This is a genomic window from Dyadobacter sp. CY261, from assembly GCF_021440085.1.
GTDB lineage: Bacteria > Bacteroidota > Bacteroidia > Cytophagales > Spirosomataceae > Dyadobacter.
Genome location: NZ_JAKCPW010000001.1, coordinates 636351 through 651892, shown reverse-complemented (window position 1 = coordinate 651892; position 15542 = coordinate 636351). Strand labels below are relative to the sequence as shown.

The following is a 15542-nucleotide window of genomic DNA, read 5'->3' as shown; positions in this document are numbered from 1 at the left end:
AGGCAGACGGGATACAAATGCGCGGGATTATCCTGTTATTTAAAAAATTTACAGTACTATAAAATTCCAAAGTCATGGCCAAAGGAAAAAACCTGGACAAGGGGAGCGCCAAAAAAGACGCCACTAAATCCCTGAAAGAAAAAAGAGCCGATAAGAAGGCAAAAAAAGATGGCAAAAAGGAATACTGATCCTTCCGCAAATGGCTCCCGCAAATATGCCGGAGCCATTTCGCTTTTAATAGATCTCCCTGTTAGTTTTGTATTTGGCCAGCCGTTTCCGGGAACGGACGATTTTCGAATGGATCTTATTCTTCTCGTCGGGCGTCAGAACATCATCGGCCAGCGCTTTGTCGATCGTTAGTTGGATCGCGCTGCGCTCCTTTTTCAGCTTGCCGTATTCCATTGCGGTTAGTTTACGGCTTTTGTAGGCGGCTTCAACCTGCCCATTCAGTTTGCGCAAATCTGCTTTGAAGTTCTGCGAATAGGCAGTTTGAGTTAACAGTAAAATAAATAGGCTTCCAAAAACTAATTTCATGGCTGTAATAAAAACGAGGTCTGTTAAAGTTTTGATGCGAATATAAACCGGCATGCAGAAACAGTGCCAGGCCGGCTTAGTGACTGGTGCAAATACATCCGCAAGTTTCAGGTTGGCTACCTGTGGCGGATGCGGCAAATTTGTATCAACAAATACAAAAACCAATGAACCAGCAAGATTATAACTACGACAAGATCGCGAAAGCCATCGAATACATTGTGGCCAACGCGAAAGAGCAGCCATCGCTCACCGATGTTGCCGACGAGGTCAGCATCAGCCAGTTTCATTTCCAGCGACTGTTCTCAGAATGGGCGGGCGTCAGTCCGAAGAAATTTTTGCAATACATTACCGCGGGTTATTTGAAAGACAAGATCAAAGAGTCGACCAACCTGGCGGAACTCGCTGAGTTGGCCGGGTTGTCGAGCCAGAGCCGCGTGTATGATCATTTTATTTCAATCGAAGGTGTTACGCCGCAGGAATACAAAACCGCCGGCAAGGGGTTAATAATTAGCTATGGCTTCCATGAAACGCCGTTTGGCGAATGCTTCATCGCGGTCACTGAGCGGGGCATTTGCGCCATGGCGTTCGTGGACGAGAGCACCCGCGATCTCCAGCTGATTGACCTCGCGCGCAAATGGCATTACGCAACCATTCGCCCCGACCAACAACTTACCGCAAATTATATTCAGCGGATATTCAGCCCGTCACACCAATCGCTCGAAAGGCTGCCATTGCTGGTCCAAGGTACCAACTTCCAGGTAAAAGTATGGGAAGCGTTGCTGAACATCCCGCAAGGTGCGGTTACAACCTACCAGCAGATCGCCGGGCGTATCGGTCATCCGAAAGCCGTGCGTGCCGTAGGTTCCGCCGTGGGCGATAACCCCATAGCCTTTATCATCCCATGCCACCGTGTGATCCGTAAAGAGGGAGTTCTGGGTGAATATCGCTGGGGCAGTCTACGTAAAAAGGCGTTGATTGGCTGGGAGGCTGCCCAGCAGGATGAGGAATATATTGCACAAAGACAGGCTTAGCAAATAGCACAATAAAAATAAATTGTCACTGTAATGAGTTGTATGACAATTTAATGGAAGTGCTGTAATGCAATTTTTCCGTGTTGGACTGATATTGGAATGGGTTAGCGCAAACTATAAACCAAATCAATATCCAACATGAAAAAGAAAGTTATTCTCTCGCTGGCAGTCGCAATGGTTATTGCGGCAACTTCGGCAAGTTTTGCACAGTTCTCTTTGGGATTGCAGGGTGGTATTGCGAAATCTAACGTCGAAGACTCCAAAACAGTAGCCGGTGGCGGCGTAAACCTCCGCGTGTTCGCATCGCCGCGTGTAGCCATCGGTGTCGCAGGCAAGATCTACGCCGACGGCAGTGATTACCGCATTGCCGGACAAACGCTGAGCAGCACCGGTACACTTATGCCAGTAACCGGTACCCTCGACTATTTTTTCACCGAAGGCGTAATCCGTCCTTATATTGGCGGTGATGCCGGTGTTTATTTCTCTAAATATAAAGCCAAATGGAATGGCGAAACAGTCTTGGAATCGTCAACACGCAACAACTTTGGTGCAGCGCCACGTGCCGGGCTCGTGTTTGCGTTCGGAAACCTTGGTATCCAGGTAGAAGGTATTTATCACTTTGTTTTCGGCAACAAAAACCATAGTTCAGAGACGGGATCTGCAAACAATATCGACTTTGAATCCACATCCAACTTCGGAGGGGTCAATGTGGGTATCATATTTGGTTTGGGCGGCAAATAAGCACCCCAACAACATTTCAAGAGAAACGCGCTTAACGGCGCGTTTTTTTGTTGTGCGGCAATCCGGCATTAACTTGCCCGCCGATTAATCTCATTCCAATTGGCACAACCATTCTCATTTCCGGAACAACTTTGCAACTGGCTGCCATCCGCCTTATTCCGGTGGCAGCTCGTGCATGACCCGGACTTTGCATGGCCAATTCTCGAAATCCACGATGAACAAAGGCAGATTATGAACGTGTTAACTGTCCCTTTAACTACGTGGCAGCAGTTACACCGGCATGGTCTCCCGGACGGCTTATATGCAAAATTGGTTAGTTTGCGTAGTGACGGCATTCCGGCTGTTGCGCTCTGGGAAGATTATTGGATAGCCAAAAACAGTATCGTTCGATCGCGACTGTCGGCCATGCTGGGCATTTCGGCCAAAATCCCAGCACGCCTCACACAAGTACGACGGATCGACGACGCGACCACATTCCATTTTCTGGATATCAATCATCTAAATGGCGCAACTTCATCGAAGTTTCGTTACGGTTTGTTTCTGCCAAAACAATATTATCGTGTACTTCCGGAAGACTTTGCTTATGACAATTCAGCATCCGAAATATTGGTGGCCGTGGCGACATTCAATAATGCCCGTATTTTCGAACAGCATGGGCTGCCGTTCAGGTCACACGAGCTCATTCGTTTTGCCAGCTTGCAAGGAACGAATGTAGTAGGAGGACTGGACAAACTCTTAAATGCGTTTATCCGGGAAAAATCGCCTGACGATATCATGACCTACGCGGACTTCGAATGGTCGGATGGCCGGGGTTACCGGCGGCTCGGTTTCGAGGAAAGGGGCACGGTCGCGCCGCAGAAAGTGTATTTAGATTTAAACAACATGAGGCGTATCCGCAAACGCGCCGACGATTCATCTGAAAATACGTCGATCAAATATCTAACAGTGTTCAATTTGGGCAGCATCAAATATGTGAGGCTTATTAAACAACGGTCATCCGATGCGCACTGATACTCCACTACTCATCATCCTGGGTCCTACCGCGTCCGGAAAAACGCACCTGGCGACGAGGGTTGCGCAGATCGTCGGTGGCGAAGTGATTAGCGCTGATTCCCGGCAGGTATACCGGCAAATGGATATTGGTACGGGTAAGGATATGGATGAATATGTGGTGAATGGAGAAAGTATACCATATCACCTGATCAACATTCGGGATGCCGGGGAACAATACAATGTCAACGACTTCCAGCATGATTTTGCTGATGCATATCAAAAGGTCGTCACCCGAAACCGCGTACCGCTTGTCTGTGGCGGCACAGGATTCTATCTGTACGCATTGCTGAAAGGGCACGCTAATGACACCGTGCCTGTCAATCGGGAATTGAGGATTGAGCTGGAACGTCTTTCTGTTGATCAACTGCTGGCAAAATTCCATCATTCAGAATCACGCTACCATGCCCTGGCTGACATTTCGACCCGAAAACGGCTGATCCGTGCGTTGGAGATAAGCACATTTTTGGATAACAACCCAAACATTGAAGTTGATTTTGGTTCGGAAACAAATGGTTATCTAGCGGCTATATTCGGATTGGCACCACCCGTCGAAATAAGAAGGGGGCGCATCAGTACCAGACTTGCTACGCGGTTAAAGCAAGGTTTAATAGAAGAGGTTCAAGGCCTTTTGGCCCAAGGCATTAGCCCTGACGCATTGATTTATTATGGTTTGGAATACAAATATGTTACCCTGTTCCTGACCGGCTCACTCACTTACGAAGCAATGCATACTAAACTGGAAACCGAAATCCACCGGTTCGCCAAACGACAGATGACATTTTTCAGAAAAATGGAAAAGGACGGCCTGAAAATCAACTGGATACCCGACGAGTGGAGGGAGGAGGAAAAAATTGCCTTCATAATACGGCATTACCGGGAATTTAAAACCGACCAGGCCGGTAGTATGTAAGTGTAAACTCACTAAAAAACGTCATTTAGAATGAATCGCAAATGGAGCAGCCTGTTATTGTTGCTGGTATTGAGTGTCACGGACGCATACTTGCTTGCACATCCGAACCTGATCGGAAAAATAGGGGTGCTCGTGTACAAGCATCACTATATCCGCAATTTTCCAAGGGCATTGCTGACCGTGGCGATTGTGGTATGCCTTTCTTTGGCTATTTGTGAGGCAGTTTATCGTCTGGGTGGAAAAAAGACCGCAATATTTACCTACCTCGCTTTGACAGCCGTTTCGCTGGCTTGGTTCATGTATGTCTTTGTGAGTTTTTCCTCATTTTCATATCGGATCACAGGTAAAGCGTTCATTTACGGGGCGCACCTTTTGCCAGTGATCCTGACAGGCTTAAACCTTCGGTACCTCATTAAAAGGATCCTGGTGAAAGAGCCTGATAATGCTGTCTTAACACAACAAAAAAGCGGTCCGGAAGCAGCTTAGAGTGCTTTTTAGATGGAAATATTTGTCAGGCAAGCACGCTACAATAGAATATTCTCATAAATACTTCAGATTGTGAAATAATATTGTTTGTGTCTTGATTTTTCACAAATAAACCACGGATAATAATAGAAAGTACGCAGTTTTTTAGGATATTGCGGCTTGTGTCGGACGGGGAAATGGTTAATCTCCGGGCCTATTTAACACAAAATTAATTTGTTGGATAAGTAAATCGCTGTTAACGAAAAACTTTGGCTTGAATTGACCCCGATTGGCTCTGCCTTGTCATTAACCCCTTTTAATTTTATTCTTATTTCTATGTCCCAAATAGCTGAATTGACCCTTGACGGTAAAAAGTACGAGTTCCCCATAATTGAAGGTAGTGAACAGGAGAAGGCGATAGATATTTCCAAATTGCGTGACCAGACAGGGTATATTACGATTGACTCAGGTTACAAGAATACAGGCGCTACCAAAAGTGCCATTACGTTTCTGGATGGAGAAGAAGGTATTTTGAATTACAGAGGTTACTCGATCGAAGACCTGGCCGAAAAATCGTCATTCCTCGAAGTTGCCTACCTGCTTATTTACGGAGAGCTTCCTACTGAAAAGCAATTCGCTGAATTTGAACATGAAATACGCACGCATACGCTGGTTAATGAAGATATGCGTAAAATTTTCGAAGGCTTTCCGGTGAACGCGCACCCGATGGGCGTGTTGTCATCACTGGTTAGCGCGATGAGCGCCTTCTACCCCGATGCGAACGGTCAGAATTCCGAAGAAGCTACGCAGTTGCACATTATTCGTCTGCTTGCCAAGTTGCCAACCATCGCGACATGGTCTTACAAAAAATCACAAGGCCACCCTGTCAACTACCCGCAGAACGATCTCGACTATTGCTCGAACTTCCTCAATATGATGTTTTCGCTTCCGGTAGCGAAATATAATGTAGATCCCGTTGTTTCCGCTGCATTGAACAAGCTCCTGATCCTGCACGCCGACCACGAGCAAAATTGCTCTACTTCAACCGTAAGGCTTGTAGGTTCGTCACATGCCAACATTTTCTCTTCAATTTCCTCGGGGATCAGTGCATTGTGGGGCCCGCTTCACGGTGGCGCCAACCAGGAGGTGATCGAAATGCTCGAAGCGATTAAAGCAGACGGCGGTGATACGCAAAAATACATCAATATGGCCAAAGACAAGAGCAGCGGCTTCCGCCTGTTCGGTTTTGGTCACCGTGTTTATAAAAACTTCGACCCGCGTGCCCGCATTATCAAGAAGGCTGCGGACGATGTTTTAAACAAATTAGGCATTAACGATCCTGTTCTCGAAATCGCTCAGAAACTAGAAAAAGCAGCTTTGGAAGACGAATATTTCGTACAACGCAAGCTTTACCCGAATGTCGATTTTTATTCAGGTATCATTTACCGTGCATTGGGCATTCCTACCAATATGTTTACGGTCATGTTCGCGATTGGCCGTCTGCCGGGGTGGATCGCGCAATGGAAAGAAATGCGTGAGAACAAGGAGCCGATCGGCCGCCCGCGTCAGATCTATACAGGCGCACCCAAGAGAGATTTCGTTTTGATGAGCGAGAGGAAGTAATTTTGAATGAGGGAATTTTGAATGATTGAATGACTGAATGATTGAATGGGTCAGCCTGGATTATCTATTTATTCAAATATCCTGTCCCATCCCGTTTATTCACTCATTCACTCATTCAAAATTACTACGGCGAGAGCCGCTCAATCTTCCAATCCCCATCAACTTGTTTGGTATAAACCAACCGGTCATGCAGTCGGCTCGGTCTTCCCTGCCAGAATTCGACATAATCGGGAACTACCCGGTAACCACCCCAATGCGCCGGCCTGGGCACCGGTTTGCCTTCGAATCGTGCATTCAACTCATTGGTCTTCTCTTCCAGGAACTCCCGATCGGAAATGACATCACTTTGAGCCGAGGCCCAGGCACCGATCTGGCTGCCTCGGGGTCGCACAGCAAAATATTCATCCGACTCTGCTTCGGAAGTCTTGCTGACCGTCCCTTCCACACGTACCTGTCTTTCAAGCTCTTTCCAGAAAAACGTTAGCGCTACCTGGGGGTTTGTCTCCATCTCCCTACCCTTCTTACTACCGTAATTGGTGAAGAAGGAAAAACCCCTTGGATCGAAGTCTTTGAGCAGCACAATCCGTCCCGCAGGACGCCCTTCCGACACCGTGCTGAGCAGCATTGCATTGGCTTCGGTTATACCCGCTTCAAGCACTTCATCAAACCATAACCTAAACTGTTTCAGGGGGTCAGGGTCGAGATCGGATTCCAGCAGGCCTCTTAGTTGGTAGTCGTAACGGATATTTGCAATATTATGGTCCATTGGATACTAATATGTTCAATGTTAGGATGTCAAAAGTAGCCATTTCAGAGGAAAGATTATTAGATTTGTAATCTACAAGAGACCGTACGTACGAAACAAGCATCACGATGGCACAAGAACAACAAGAAGGGGTCAAAAGCGAAGAGCAGGACGACCTGGCACCAAAAACGATTGATACCCTTGAAATTGATCTTAACAATGAGTTGACGGAAGAGCACGAGGAGGAGACGCCGGATGTAGATTATAGCCAATTATCTAAGGAGCAATTGGTTAACTTGTTGGAAAATGAACTTGCAGCCATTCGTGTAGACGGCGCCACGGCCGCTCAGCTGAAGAAGGCCGAGGCCGTGGCCAGAGGGGTGCGTACAGTACTGGATCATATCAAACAGAAAGATCGCGAAGCCGCATTAAAGGTTTTTGTCGAAGAAACCGGCGGTGAAGATGGCTTCGAATATAAATTTGACGCAGAAACACAGAAAATCGATTCCCTGAGCCGTGACATCCGTGGGCTGAAAAACGCCTTTTATCAAAGCCAGGAGAAGGAAAAGGAGAAGAACTTCAACGTGAAAACCGCATTGCTCGGCCGCCTGCGTGCGCTGGTGGACGAGGAGGGTACACGTGAGACGGACGCTAGCGGGCTGAAATCCAGCTGGGAGGAGTTTAAGAAGATCCAGGAAGAATGGAAGGGTGCGGGCAATGTGGCGTCGCCTCATAATGGGACGCTTTGGGCTACCTACAATGCATTGATCGATCGCTATTTCAGCAACAGAAATATCTATTTTGAACTCAAAGAGCTCGACCGTCGCCGTAATGCGGAACTGAAAGCCGAATTGTGCGAGAAGGTAGAGGAACTCGGCAAATCGCTGGAAAGCCGTCCGATGACGCGTGAAATTTTGAACGAGGCCAACCATATTTTCGAGGAATACAAACACCTCGGGCCAGCACCGAAGGAAGATCAGGAAAAATTGTGGCAGCGATTTAAGGAGGCGCTCGACGTACTCTATGATGCACAACGCGGACAGTTTGCCGAGCAGAAGAAATCGATGCAGGAGAACTATGAGCAAAAGCTGAAAATTTACGAAGCAATTGTTCCGTTCACGACCTACAGCTCCGGAAGTATCAAAGAGTGGAATGCCAAAACGAAAGACATCATGGCGTTCCAGGACCAGTGGGTGGCTTTGAAGGGCATTATGCCACGGGAAGAGGGCAAGGAGCTCAGTAAGAAGTTTTGGGCTGCGTTGAAAACCTTTTTCAATAACAAAGGTGAATTCTTCCGACAGTTAGAAACAAAACGTGAGCAAAACCTTGAATTTAAAAACCAGCTTTGCGAAGAAGCGGAATCAATCCTCTCGGCCGGTGAGGACAATCCGAATACTACACAAAAGGTAATCGAGTTGCAAAAGAAATGGAAAGGCATAGGTCAGGTACCCGAGAAATTTAAGGATACGATCTACGACCGTTTCAAAAAAGCATGTGACTCTTATTTCGACCAGAAGCGTGCCAAGAACCGTGAGGTAGAGGAAGAGTTTGAGAGCAATTTGAAGCAAAAAACAAACCTCATTGAAAGAATCGAAGCGGCGGCAAAGGACAAGGACGAATCATCGCTCAATTTATTGAGCGCATTCAAGTCCGAATGGTCGTCGTTAGGGTTTGTTCCTAAGAAAGACATGCAAGCTATTCAAAAGCGCTATATCGCTGCGATTAACACTTATGTGAGTGCGATCGGTCAGCTATCTACGAAAGAGAAAGAGCAAGCTGTGCTGGAAAGTGAAGTGGAACTGGTGCGTGACGGCGAAGGCGGTCGTAACCTGTACCGCAAGGAAAACGATATCCGTCGTAAGATAACGCAGCTCGAAAATGACATTGCACTCTGGCAAAACAATATCGAATTCTTCGCGAAATCTAAAACTTCGGACCGTTTGAAAGCCGAATTCGAACGAAAGATCAATAGCGCGGTGGGCCAGCTGAATGAGCTGAAACACCAACTAACTATTATTCAGGAAGCTATCTAAAACCTGAAAAATAATTTAAAAAAATACTTTGGAAAGGTTGCATCATATATCCCGCTCGACTACTTTTGCACCATGATAACGGAATAACAAACGGTATCGCAAAGAAAAAGGCCTCCATAGCTCAGCTGGTAGAGCAACTGACTTGTAATCAGTAGGTCGTTGGTTCGATCCCGACTGGGGGCTCTTGAAGATCAAGCACTTAACAATAATGTTAAGTGCTTTTTTCTTTAGTGCACACAAATTACACGCAACCGGCTTTCAAAGTTTCACCCCGCCCCCATCGCCAATTTTCCCAATTTGGTACAAAATCCCGTCCAAAGCGCAAGCCGATCGGCTCTGCAACCAGAGCTTTCGGATTGAGTTGGATATAGCGGATATTTCTCAATTCGCGCCGGGTTTATGCAAACTGCAATGACAAAGGTCGATGACAGATCATGCAGCGATGACAGCCACTTTACGGTCTTAATAGGTAAGCGCGAAGGCGAGATGTCCTGCGGTACATCGGATCGTATTTCTGCCTTCCATCTTTCAAACACTCCACTCCTCATGAACAAACAATTACTGCTATCATCCTTGATTTTTTGCGTACTAGCCTGTAAAGACAAACAATCTGTTGACAAGCAGCCGGAGAATCCCCAGCCAACGAACGTTTTGCATCAGCATGCGCGGATTGTCGATAATGAAAGTATTGCCAGCTTCGAAGATAGTGTCCTCGTATTTAACCAGTCAGGTTTGAAGAAGCCGATATCCAAACAGGACGTTTTAATAGGAACCCCATCAGCACAGGCAAAATACGGATTCATGAAAAAGGCCGTGGACGTAGAAGAGAAGAACGGAAAAGTGTTTGTAAAGGTGGTTCAGGCCGGTCTTGACGAAGCGTTTGAAGAACTCCATATTGACACCGCGTTCACTGCTGATTTCGACCTAACCAACTCGCTGCGTGTCGGAAGAACGAGTGAGTTCGAGTTTTCAACAATTCAAGACATTATTCCTGGCTTAAATGTCGCGGGAAGCTTCGACGTCAATTTCGATAAAATGAATTTCTTCTATCAAAAAGGAAGAACTTCTCTATACCCTTATATGCACTTATGGGCCACATTCAAGATAAATTCTATTGGCCTTGAAGTGAGCACATCTGACAACCAATCGATAGAATTCAAACAGTGGAGTTTCAAGACTATCGATCTTCCTGGCGTATTTTTGCTCGTTCCTATCGGACCCGTGGTACTGCCCATCTATTTCGGCCAATCGCTTACTTTCAATGTGCTGCCATTCATCACATCGGGAAGACTAAAGTTTGCGTTCGATCCAAAAGGTAATCTCAGCATGGGGATCACTTACATGGACGGAATAATTAGACCGAGCATCACCATGCAGCCCTACCCACAATCGAAGGATCTGGATCCATTTTCTTTCAATGTAGAAGCTGGGTTGAAGTCAACACTTACCTTATTTAATCCGGAATATTCGATTGTACCCTACAGTGAAAAAATAATGAAGGTCTCGATATCATCCCCACAAACGATTGAGCTCAATATTCAGCCGCCAGCTCTGCGACCTAACTACAAACTTTCCTACAAACCGCAATTGAGGGCTAAGGGTTACTTGCCATTCTTCATCAAAGACCAGCCGGTGTTAGACGCGACCTGGTCACCCTTAGACCTCAAAATAATAGAGGGGAACTGGAAGATAGACACAATAAAAATACTGACATCCCATCCCTGGAAGCTGAAAAACGGACCAGTAATTGGCTTTCAAGAGAGGTTTTTATGTACAAACGTTAAAATTCCAGAGTGGACTTTGACTAACGGCCTGATAACTTTTGAAAACCGCGCGAGCGGACTATGGGCCTCCGAGGTGCGGGAAGGGCTCTGTCAAAACGTTTGTTCCCCTTATGAAATCGACTTGCAGAATTGCATTGTTACAAAACAACCCGGTTCTGTTAAAGTAAGCGATAAGAACTCGATGAACGTGTCACTGCATAAAAACGTCTTTTCAATTTACAACTTTGACCGACAGTCTGAAAATCTTGCCTGGCTGCTGTACACTTCCGAGCTTATTTCTTTGACTGATAAGCGAATGGTGCTGAAAAATGCATGGTTCAATGAAAAGAACCTTATTTTTGAAGCTCCTTAGTGGCCTGATGACCTCTATTGCTTAATAAACTTCGTGCTCCGCAGTTCACCCGCGCTATCACGAATCATGAGCACATAAATGCCTTCAATGAGCTTGTCCAGCCCATCAATGAGTAATATCTCCCCCGGATTAGCGAACGAGCGTTCCAATACCACTGTACCCTGTGAATTGGCAATAGATATATTTAACCCATCTTTTAAACCCTTCACTTCCACTTTGAGCTTCGTTTTCGCCGGATTTGGATATAGCAATACCAAGTCATCGATCAGGGAAAAGTTAACGGCCGCAATCCGAGAATAGCTCACGGTGCCGTCCAGATCCACCTGGCGCAGGCGATAGTAGTTCAAGGAATCCGCTACCGGTGCAACGTCAGGAAATTGATAGTTTTTGATTCGCCCTGAGTCTCCATTGCCTTCCACAAGACCTATTGCCTTCCAAGCCTTTCCATCTGTACTACGCTCTGCGACGAACTCTTTATGATTCGTTTCGGAACTGGTTTGCCAGGATAGTAATGCGCTGCTTCCTGATTTTTCTGCATTGAAATAGACCAATGTTACCGGTAATGCGGCATCTGTCAGTTCGTAAATCGCTACATCAGCCGCAGGGATTGTCGTGGTTAGCGTGCCCTGTGCCGTAGCGACCTGGATTCTGGCATTGATAGTCGCGCCGCTGAAAAGCTCCTTGACATTGTAAATCGCAGAGCCGCTCATACCGGCCCGCACGAGGTCAATATTGAATGCCCGCGGCGAATCGCCAAAGTTGCACACGGCGAGATAAGTATGCGAGCCAATCGTTTTGACAAACAGGTTGTTAGGGTCCCAACCCGTATTTCCTTCCACCGGATGGAATGCCTTGCCGTCCTTGGCCAGGTTCATTAATGCGGTGTTTTGAAGTAATGCCTGCGCACGGGCCTTCCAGGCGCCATCTGATGAATAATCGTCCCCTACCATGAGCGTACCTGTGATAATGGATGATGCGAGGCGCAACTTGTTTTTATTCTCGGGCTGTGTACCGAAAACGACATTATCACCGTCGATATACTGGTAAATATGCCCCTGCCACCAGCCGTAGTTGGTGCTATTAAGCGTATACGCCGATTCCCACGTGTCGCTGTACGCGTCGCACGCGATCCTACGCATATGAGCGTAGCGACCAGTAGCGAGGTTGGGCGAAATGGCCGCGTACACGAGCATTTTACCATCAATCTGGTCGATCAGATATTCCATGCCTGCTTTGTAAGCCTGCATTCCCGTGTAAACGCCCGACTGGTAAAAACCGTCCGCTTCGAGCGAAGCATGGGCGAGGAAATCGAGTTTGATCATTTCAAAACCGCTTTCCTTGAACCGACCAATCAGGTAAGCAATGCGTTCTTTTGTTCCCGGGTGCGTTGGGTCGAGGGCATAGGCACCATCCAGTTCAATCGGGCTGCCATTTACTTTCGTCCAGGCATCGGCATAGTTGTATGTCGTTCCTTCCATAGTACGGCTCCATTTACCCCAATCTACAAACGGTGCCCAGTAAATGCCCGCTTTGAAACCTTTGGATTTGCAATAATTGGCAAACTCGGTGAGCTGGCTGAAATCGCCGGTCCAGGAGCCAGGTGTCATATTGTCCCAATAAGAATCCAGATCAATGTATAAGGTATTGTCGGCATTTCGGAATGCGGGCAGCCCGGTGGAGAAGTAATCGACCACGGCTTTGCTGTTTTGCAAATTGATGCCCGTTTGGATAGCGCCCCAGCTATTCCAGCCGAATGGCGTCCCACCAGCCCAATCTTCGATATAACGCGGCTCTGCAAGGGAATTTACTTTGCCATATTCGTCGAGCCCGTTGCGCCAATCGGCGTCGTAGCTGATCATAACGCGCGGTGAGCGGCAGCTTGTGCCTCCTACATTCACCCAGCCGTGTCCGCGTTTGTCACGTGTAAGGTTTTCCTGCGTCCAACCTGCAATGACCGAGATAAATGTAGTTCCCGAACGCCCCTCTCCTACCTGGTTCACACCCGTTTTCCAAACCGAATGCTCCACCGAGCCTACGGTGAGACCTTTGCGGCTGGTGTTATCATAAACCGCACCCACTTCCGAGCCGGTGAATGTGGAATAGCGGCTTTCCTTGGCTTCATAGCGCACCCAGGCGTCATTGTCAAAAGGCACCAGCAACTGGCGTTTGTCGGTATTGGATTGTATATCAACAAAATTGGAAGTCAATGGCGACATGCGGTAGGAGTTCGAACCATTGCCGTTCAAAACCACCTCGGTAAAAATGTAATTGCGGGTTGGATAGGTGTAAAAAACCTGCTGCATTTCCAGCTGGCCCGTGCCCGTCATCGTAATAACATGCCTGGTACCCGCGCCAAAAGCATCATTCACCGGCTCTGAGCTGTATGAACGTGCGGTATATCCGTCGGTACTGCGGTAAACCTGATCGGAGTTCGCGCTGGCAAAAGCGCCGCCAATGATTTTCTGGTTATTGAAATAAACATCGTAAACGCCGTTTGCGAGATCATAACTTACATGACTATTATTGCCAAAAGCAATGGATTGAACATTTGGCGTGCTGATCGGCGACAGGCTGATCTTATCGACATTCGGGCCGTAGCTCGACGGGTTATCTAGCCGGATCGTATTGCTGCCTGCATTCAGCGGAACCATGACTTTAATGGCCGCAGGCGTGGCCCAGCCACCGGAAACAGGGCAGGTTACCGCCACTAGGCTACCACCGTTGGGCGTAACATTGATTGTCCGCTGATCGCCCGTGCAGTAGGTAACAGTAATGTTGTAAATACCCGCAGCAGCTACCGAAACCGGTATTTCCACTGCACCGGCACCGAGCCCTCCCACCATTTGGCCAGACGAGCACGAAGCGCATCCCTGTAAATCGGCACCACCGGACCGGGTACCCGACTCGGCTTCGAAAGTCTGTGCAAAAGCAAAATGTCCAAAAGCCAGCATTCCGGACAGCAACAAAGCTTTCCTTCGCGCTTTTCCAATATTGTAAAACATTCTGGTCATACTTTGAAGTTTAAGTTGAGTGATCAGGTGGTAAAATTATACCCTGTAACATTCGCCAGAAATGGATAAAAACTTTAAAAAGATGGATTATTCAATATTAGCCTCCGCGATTTAGTCCATTTATATGCTTCTATTATCCATTTATCCAACTTCGCGTTTTAGCTAGTTTTGCTCCTGAAAATGGCTTATTCCATTCTCTTTTCTGTTTCAATACATGACCCTGATTAACTGTACGCCATGGGGAGAAATGGCAAACGGACCAGCATACTTGTTCCGGCTGACCAATTCCAGCGGCGCTTTCGTTGAACTGACCAATTACGGTGCCACCATCGTATCCATCCACGTACATGACCGTAATGGGCGGCTTGGCAATGTGATATTGGGTTACGACAATCTGCAAGGCTATATGGCCGATACTAATTATATGGGGGCGACTATCGGACGGTTCGCCAACCGCATCGCGGGTGCCGCTTTCGAACTGGAAGGCAGCTTTTACCAGCTAGAAGCCAACGACGGCGTCAACACCAACCATGGCGGACACAGTGGTTTTCATGGCAAGGTATTCAGCCATGAGATCGATGAGAACAGCATCATTTTCCGCTACATCAGTCCGGATGGAGAAGGCGGGTTCCCAGGCACACTCCAACTCACTGTTACTTATCAATGGACGGAAGGCAATGCATTACTGATCCGCTACCACGCTACTACCGACCAGCCGACAATCGCCAACTTTACGAACCATGCTTATTTCAATCTGTCAGGCGAAAAAAGTGGTATTGACGATCACAAGCTGCGCATTTATTCCGATAACATCGTTGAAGCAAATCCTCACCACATCCCGACCGGCCTCATCCTGCCAGCTGGTGCACTGACTTTTAACGGAGGTAATGTTGGTCAAAAAATTGCGGAAGAAGACGGCAGGCGTACCGGGCTGAATACTTGTTATGTGCTTAACAAACAAAACACTCAACTACACCAGGCCTGCCAGCTAGCCGACCCTAAAACCGGCCGGAACCTCACGATACACACCTCGTATCCGGGAATACTGCTCTACACAGGCGACTACATTACCGGCGAAACGCACCAGCCCTTTGGAGGCCTTTGCCTCGAATGCCAGTATTTCCCCGACAGTCCAAACCAAGCCACATTCCCGGATACTATTTTACGGCCGGGCGAGTTTTACGACCATTCCATTCAGTTCCATTTCAACTGAACCCAATTTTTCCCTCCCGCTCCTTTCATTTTCCTAACCCTATTTGA

Annotated in this window: 12 protein-coding genes and 1 tRNA gene; 10 read left to right on the top strand and 3 right to left on the bottom strand. The window is 47.4% G+C overall.

Features of this window, described 5'->3' with window-relative positions:
- Positions 1 to 234: 234 nt before the first annotated feature.
- Positions 235 to 534 (bottom strand): hypothetical protein, encoded by a 300-nt coding sequence (locus tag LZD49_RS02680; RefSeq protein WP_234665769.1) that lies wholly within the window; start codon positions 532 to 534, stop codon positions 235 to 237.
- A gap of 164 nt (positions 535 to 698) precedes the next feature.
- On the opposite strand from LZD49_RS02680, the gene LZD49_RS02675 reads away from it, so the two are divergent.
- From LZD49_RS02675 to LZD49_RS02650, 6 genes are all read left to right on the top strand, one after another.
- Positions 699 to 1565, top strand: coding sequence for a methylated-DNA--[protein]-cysteine S-methyltransferase (locus LZD49_RS02675; RefSeq protein WP_234665768.1), 867 nt, complete (start codon positions 699 to 701; stop codon positions 1563 to 1565).
- A gap of 138 nt (positions 1566 to 1703) precedes the next feature.
- The gene (locus LZD49_RS02670; RefSeq protein WP_234665767.1) at positions 1704 to 2306 is read left to right on the top strand and encodes a hypothetical protein; all 603 of its coding nucleotides are present in this window, start codon (positions 1704 to 1706) and stop codon (positions 2304 to 2306) included.
- Between the two features lie 99 nt (positions 2307 to 2405).
- On the top strand, positions 2406 to 3317 hold the full coding sequence (locus LZD49_RS02665) for a hypothetical protein (protein WP_234665766.1): 912 nt from the start codon (positions 2406 to 2408) through the stop codon (positions 3315 to 3317).
- Positions 3307 to 4269: a tRNA (adenosine(37)-N6)-dimethylallyltransferase MiaA gene (gene miaA / locus LZD49_RS02660; RefSeq protein WP_234665765.1), complete on the top strand. Its 963-nt coding sequence runs from the start codon at positions 3307 to 3309 to the stop codon at positions 4267 to 4269. Before LZD49_RS02665 ends, miaA begins: the two co-directional genes overlap by 11 nt.
- A gap of 30 nt (positions 4270 to 4299) precedes the next feature.
- On the top strand, positions 4300 to 4755 hold the full coding sequence (locus tag LZD49_RS02655; protein WP_234665764.1) for a hypothetical protein: 456 nt from the start codon (positions 4300 to 4302) through the stop codon (positions 4753 to 4755).
- Between the two features lie 315 nt (positions 4756 to 5070).
- A complete protein-coding gene (locus LZD49_RS02650; protein ID WP_234665763.1) occupies positions 5071 to 6357 on the top strand; it encodes a citrate synthase in 1287 nt (428 codons plus the stop codon).
- A 124-nt stretch (positions 6358 to 6481) separates the two neighbouring features.
- Here LZD49_RS02650 and pdxH read toward each other — a convergent pair whose 3' ends face one another.
- A complete protein-coding gene (gene pdxH, locus LZD49_RS02645) occupies positions 6482 to 7123 on the bottom strand; it encodes a pyridoxamine 5'-phosphate oxidase (protein ID WP_234665762.1) in 642 nt (213 codons plus the stop codon).
- 107 nt (positions 7124 to 7230) lie between these two features.
- Between pdxH and LZD49_RS02640 the strand changes: the two genes are divergently transcribed.
- The 3 genes from LZD49_RS02640 (at position 7231) to LZD49_RS02630 (ending at position 11271) form a co-directional block, all read left to right on the top strand.
- The gene (locus LZD49_RS02640; RefSeq protein WP_234665761.1) at positions 7231 to 9135 is read left to right on the top strand and encodes a DUF349 domain-containing protein; all 1905 of its coding nucleotides are present in this window, start codon (positions 7231 to 7233) and stop codon (positions 9133 to 9135) included.
- A 110-nt stretch (positions 9136 to 9245) separates the two neighbouring features.
- A tRNA-Thr gene (locus LZD49_RS02635) sits at positions 9246 to 9318 on the top strand.
- A 216-nt stretch (positions 9319 to 9534) separates the two neighbouring features.
- Positions 9535 to 11271 carry a hypothetical protein gene (locus tag LZD49_RS02630; protein ID WP_234665760.1) on the top strand — a complete coding sequence of 579 codons (1737 nt, stop codon included), beginning with the start codon at positions 9535 to 9537 and terminating at the stop codon, positions 11269 to 11271.
- A gap of 14 nt (positions 11272 to 11285) precedes the next feature.
- Here LZD49_RS02630 and LZD49_RS02625 read toward each other — a convergent pair whose 3' ends face one another.
- Complete coding sequence (locus LZD49_RS02625) at positions 11286 to 14282, bottom strand: CBM35 domain-containing protein (protein ID WP_234665759.1); 2997 nt, start codon at positions 14280 to 14282, stop codon at positions 11286 to 11288.
- A gap of 214 nt (positions 14283 to 14496) precedes the next feature.
- Between LZD49_RS02625 and LZD49_RS02620 the strand changes: the two genes are divergently transcribed.
- A complete protein-coding gene (locus LZD49_RS02620) occupies positions 14497 to 15495 on the top strand; it encodes an aldose epimerase family protein (protein WP_234665758.1) in 999 nt (332 codons plus the stop codon).
- Positions 15496 to 15542 lie beyond the last annotated feature (47 nt).

What these genes read in the sequence shown, in the direction of transcription:
- pdxH (WP_234665762.1), bottom strand. Translation starts at nt 7,123, where the DNA reads ATGGACCATAATATTGCAAATATCCGTTACGACTACCAACTAAGAGGC.
- miaA (WP_234665765.1), top strand. Translation starts at nt 3,307, where the DNA reads ATGCGCACTGATACTCCACTACTCATCATCCTGGGTCCTACCGCGTCC.
- LZD49_RS02670 (WP_234665767.1), top strand. Translation starts at nt 1,704, where the DNA reads ATGAAAAAGAAAGTTATTCTCTCGCTGGCAGTCGCAATGGTTATTGCG.
- LZD49_RS02655 (WP_234665764.1), top strand. Translation starts at nt 4,300, where the DNA reads ATGAATCGCAAATGGAGCAGCCTGTTATTGTTGCTGGTATTGAGTGTC.
- LZD49_RS02625 (WP_234665759.1), bottom strand. Translation starts at nt 14,282, where the DNA reads ATGACCAGAATGTTTTACAATATTGGAAAAGCGCGAAGGAAAGCTTTG.
- LZD49_RS02630 (WP_234665760.1), top strand. Translation starts at nt 9,535, where the DNA reads ATGCAAACTGCAATGACAAAGGTCGATGACAGATCATGCAGCGATGAC.
- LZD49_RS02640 (WP_234665761.1), top strand. Translation starts at nt 7,231, where the DNA reads ATGGCACAAGAACAACAAGAAGGGGTCAAAAGCGAAGAGCAGGACGAC.
- LZD49_RS02675 (WP_234665768.1), top strand. Translation starts at nt 699, where the DNA reads ATGAACCAGCAAGATTATAACTACGACAAGATCGCGAAAGCCATCGAA.
- LZD49_RS02650 (WP_234665763.1), top strand. Translation starts at nt 5,071, where the DNA reads ATGTCCCAAATAGCTGAATTGACCCTTGACGGTAAAAAGTACGAGTTC.
- LZD49_RS02680 (WP_234665769.1), bottom strand. Translation starts at nt 534, where the DNA reads ATGAAATTAGTTTTTGGAAGCCTATTTATTTTACTGTTAACTCAAACT.
- LZD49_RS02620 (WP_234665758.1), top strand. Translation starts at nt 14,497, where the DNA reads ATGACCCTGATTAACTGTACGCCATGGGGAGAAATGGCAAACGGACCA.